The sequence below is a fragment of the Actinospica acidithermotolerans genome, assembly GCF_018139625.1.
In the GTDB taxonomy this organism is placed as follows: domain Bacteria; phylum Actinomycetota; class Actinomycetes; order Streptomycetales; family Catenulisporaceae; genus Actinospica; species Actinospica acidithermotolerans.
In genome coordinates, this window is record NZ_JAGSOH010000226.1 from 1 (window position 1) to 4,340 (window position 4,340).

The 4,340-nt window shown below is 75.4% G+C and carries 2 protein-coding genes; both read right to left on the reverse strand.

Translation table 11 applies throughout. From position 1 onward, the window contains the following. Positions 1-23 precede the first annotated feature (23 nt). Entirely contained in the window at positions 24-1,283 is a 1,260-nt protein-coding gene (gene cobA / locus KDK95_RS34030; protein ID WP_212522485.1) for a uroporphyrinogen-III C-methyltransferase, read from the reverse strand. 83 nt (positions 1,284-1,366) lie between these two features. Beyond that, the coding region (gene cobT, locus KDK95_RS34035) for a nicotinate-nucleotide--dimethylbenzimidazole phosphoribosyltransferase (protein ID WP_212522486.1) at positions 1,367-4,340 on the reverse strand (2,974 nt) is incomplete at its 5' end.

Here is a 4,340-nt window from a genome sequence, read left to right on the forward strand (position 1 = left end):
GGGTTGCGAACGGGGGCGCCGGGTCAGAGCGCGGCGACGGGTCCGAGGACGACGATCGCGGGGGGCGCGATGCCGGCCGCGGCGACGTCGGCGGCCATCGTCTCAAGGCATGTGCGCAAAACCCTTTCCCCGGGCCGGGATCCGTCCTGGACGACCACGACGGGCGTGCGCGGGTCCTTGCCGCCGGCGAGCAGGGCGTCGCCGATGGGGCCGAGGCGTTCCACGGCCATCAGCATCACGAGGGTGCCGCGCAGCCGGGCGAGCGCGGCCCAGTCGACGAGCGACTTCGGGTGGTCGGGGGCGACGTGGCCGGACACGACGGTGAACTCGTGCGCCACACCGCGATGCGTGACCGGCACGCCAGCGAGCCCGGGTACTGATACAGCGCTGGTCAGGCCGGGCACGACCGTCACCGCGACGCCGGCTTCGGCGCACGCGACGATCTCCTCCTGGCCGCGGCCGAAGACGAAGGGGTCGCCGCCCTTGAGGCGCACCACGAACTTCCCGGCCTTCGCCCGCTCGACCAGGACCCGGTTGATCTCCTCCTGCGGCATCGAGCGGCCGTAAGGGATCTTCGACGCGTCCACGATCTCGACGTCGGCGGGCAACTCGTCGAGCAGCCCGAGCGGGGCGAGCCGGTCCGCGACGACGACATCGGCCTCGGCGAGCAGTCGGCGGCCGCGCACGGTGATCAGGTCGGGGTCGCCGGGACCGCCGCCGACGAGCGCGACGCCGGGGGCGCGGCCGCGGAAGCGGGGTGCGGCGAGGGTTCCCTCGCGCAAGCCTTCGACGACGGCGTCGCGCACGGCGCTGGACCGGCGCGGGTCGGCGGTGTCGGCGCCGAGCACGGACACGGTGACGCCGGCGTGCGTGCCGACGGCGGGGGTCCACGCGGTCGAGGCCACGGCGTCGTCGGCGCGCGAGCAGAACACGCGCGCGTGCTCGGCCTCCGCGGCGACGGCCTCGTTCACGGCGTGGTCGTCGGTGGCGGCCACCGCGTACCACGCGCCAGCGAGATCGCCGGGCTGGTAAGGGCGTTCGGCCCAGTCGACATGGCCGGCGGTGATGTAGCCCTCGACGGCGGCGGTCACGGCCGGTGAGACGACCTGGACCCGGGCGCCCGCGTGTAGCAGCCCGGCCACGCGGCGGGCGGCGACGGCACCGCCGCCGACGACCACGACCCGGCGTCCCGACAGGCGCAGACCGAGGGGGTAGACCTCGGGCGCCTCCGGTCGCGGGTCCGACGGGGTCTCGGCGGTGCTCACCACAAGTGCCTCTTCCATGCCCGACGTCCTATGACACGTTGAGCATACTCATCGCTGGTCGGAGGCCTCATCCGGTGACCGCATGGCGGGCGCCGGACGGGTTACCGGCCGCGCTCCGCGGGCGGGACGGCCTCCGCGCTGGCGTCCGCGACGCCCGCCGAGTCGAACGTGGCGACCTCGCGCAGCGCGCGGACCGCCGAGGCGACCAGCGGCAGCGCGAGCACCGCGCCCGAGCCCTCGCCGAGGCGCAGCTCCAGATCGATCAGCGGGTTGACGCCGAGCGCCTCGAGGGCGAGCGCGTGGCCCGGCTCGGCGGAGCGGTGCCCGGCCACGCAGCCGACCGTGACCTCGGGCGCGATGGCCTGCGCGACCAGGGCCGCGGCGCCGGCGATCACGCCGTCCAGCACGACCGGGACGCGCAGCGCCGCGCCGCCGAGGATGAAGCCGGCCAGCGCCGCGTGCTCGAGCCCGCCGAAGGCCGCGAGGACGCCGATCGGGTCCTGCGGGTCGGGGCGGTGCAGTTCGAGGGCGCGGCGGACGATCTCCACCTTGTGCGCATACGTCTGCTCGTCGATGCCGGTGCCGTAGCCGGTCACCTGCGCCGGGGAGGCGCCGGTGAACGCGGCGATCAGCGCGGCCGACGCGGTCGTGTTGGCGATGCCCATGTCGCCGGTGAGCAGGCAGCGGTTGCCCGCGGCGACCAGGTCGCGCGCGGTCTCGATGCCCGCCTCGATCGCGGCCGTCGCCTCGTCCCTGCTCATCGCAGGGCCCTGCGTCATATCGGCGGTGCCGAAGCGGATCTTGCGCGGGATCAGCCCGGAGGCGTTGCCCAGGTTGGCGTTCACGCCCACGTCCACGACGCAGACCTCGGCGCCGACCTGCTTGGCGAAGGCGTTGACCACGGCGCCGCCGGCCAGGAAGTTGGACACCATCTGCGCGGTGACCTCCTGCGGCCAGGGGGTGACGCCCTGGGCGTGCACGCCGTGGTCCGCGGCGAACACGGCCAGCGCGGCCGGCTCGGGCAGCGGCGGCGGGCACTCGCCGGCCAGCCCGGCGAGCTGCTCGGCCACGTGCTCGAGCACGCCGAGCGAGCCGGGGGGCTTGGTCATCCGGCCCTGCCGTTCGCGGGCGGCGGACGCGGCGTCCTCGTCGAGGCCGCGCACGGCGTCGACGGTGGCGTCGAGCAGCGAGACCGGGTCGCCGCCGGGCATGCCGCGGCGGCCGTAGTCGTCCTCGTGTACGGCCCATGACAGGGGCCTGCGACGGGCCCAGCCGGCGCCGGCCAGCTCCGGCTCGTCCGGGAAGCGCTTGACGTAGCCGACGCACAGGTAAGCGACGATCTGCAGGTGCTCGGGCAGGCCGAGGGTCTCGGCGAGCTCGCGCTCGTCGAAGAAGGACACCCAGCCCACGCCGAGTCCCTCGGCGCGCGCGGCGAGCCACAGGTTCTCGACGGCGAGGCAGGTGGAGAACGGCGCCATCATCGGCTGCGTGTAGCGGCCGAGGGTGTGCCGGCCGCCGCGCGTCGGGTCGCAGGTGACGACGATGTTGACGGGCGTGTCGAGGATGGCCTCGATCTTCAGCGCGGCGAAGGCCTTGGCGCGCGCCTTGGGCAGCGACGCGGCGTACGCCTTGCGCTGGCGGACCGCGAGGTCGTGCACGGCCTGGCGGCGCTCCTCGTCGCGCAGCACCAGGAAGTCCCAGGGCTGCGAGAAGCCGACGGACGGCGCGGTGTGCGCGGCCTCGAGGATGCGGGTGAGCACCTCGGTGGGCAGCTCGTCGGGCAGGAAGTCGTTGCGGATGTCGCGGCGCTCGTGGATGACGCGGTAGACCGCCTCCATCTCGACCTCGCCGTAGCTCGGCGCGCGGTCGGCGGCCGCGGCGGACGCGGCGGACGCGGCCTTGGCGGCTGCGGCGGACGCGGGCGCGGTCCGCTTGGCCGCTGCCTGCTTCGCGGGCTTGGCGGCCGGCGCGGCGACGGGCGCCTCGGCCGGGGTCTGGGCCTGGGCACCCTGGGCCTGCTGGGCGGAGGTCTGGGCCTGGGAGTGCTGCTTCGGCTTGGCCTTCGCCTGGGGCTGGGGCTGGGCCTGGGGCTGCGGAGCGGACGGCCGCGGCGCGGCGGTCTGCGGTTGAGCCTGCTGCGGCGCGGACTGCTGCGACTGGCGCGCGGACTGCTGCTGGACCTGTTGCGGTGCGGCGGACTGCTGCGACTGGCGCGCGGACTGCTGCTGCGCGGCCGTCTGCGGCTGGGCCTGCTGTGGCGCGGACTGCTGCGACTGGCGCGCGGTCTGCTGCGGCGGGGCGGTCTGCGGTTGAGCCTGCTGCGGCGCGGACTGCTGCTGGACCTGCTGCGGTGCGGCGGACTGCTGCGACTGGCGCGCGGACTGAGGCTGCGGGACCTGCTGCGACTGCTGCTGGACTTGCTGTGGTGTGGCGGACTGCTGGACCTGCTGCTGCGGCTGCTGCTGGTTCGGCTGCGGGCGGGCGTGCGAGCCGGAGCCGGACAGCGGGTCGTCCTCGTGCTGCTCCTGCGGCTGCCGGACCTGCGGCGCGACGCGCTGGCGCGGCTGCTTCGGCTGCGGCTGAACCGGCTGCGGGTGCTCGGCGGCCTGCTGCGCCTGCTGTCCGGCCTGCGCCGCCTGCTGTCCGGCCTGCTGCGCCTGCTGTCCGGCCTGCTGCGCCTGCTGTCCGGCCTGCGCCGCCTGCTGGCCGACCTGCTGCGGCTGCGGCGCCTGCTGCTGGTGCGGGACCGCGGCCTGCGGCTGCGCGGGCTCGTTCTGCTGCGGCTCGTCCGGCTCGGGCTGGCCGTGCTCGAGTTCGGGCTCGTACGCGCCGGAACGGTGGCCGAAGTCCTCCTCCTCGCCGGGCTCCGGGTCGAGCAGCACCGGCTGGCCGGCCTGGACGGGCTCGGGGACCGCGTCATCGACCGAGGGCTCGGCGCGGCGGCGGGTGCCGCCGGCCCATCTGCACAGGCCGAGCAGCACGTACACGAAGTCTGATATCGCCGTGCGCAGGCTGACCAGGATGACGAACTCGAGGACGGGGTGGTCGCCGACCCTCGCGATCAGCCAGAGCGCG

Excerpts from the sequence above, each read along its gene's own strand:
- cobA (WP_212522485.1), bottom strand. The coding sequence starts at position 1,283 with ATGGAAGAGGCACTTGTGGTGAGCACCGCCGAGACCCCGTCGGACCCG.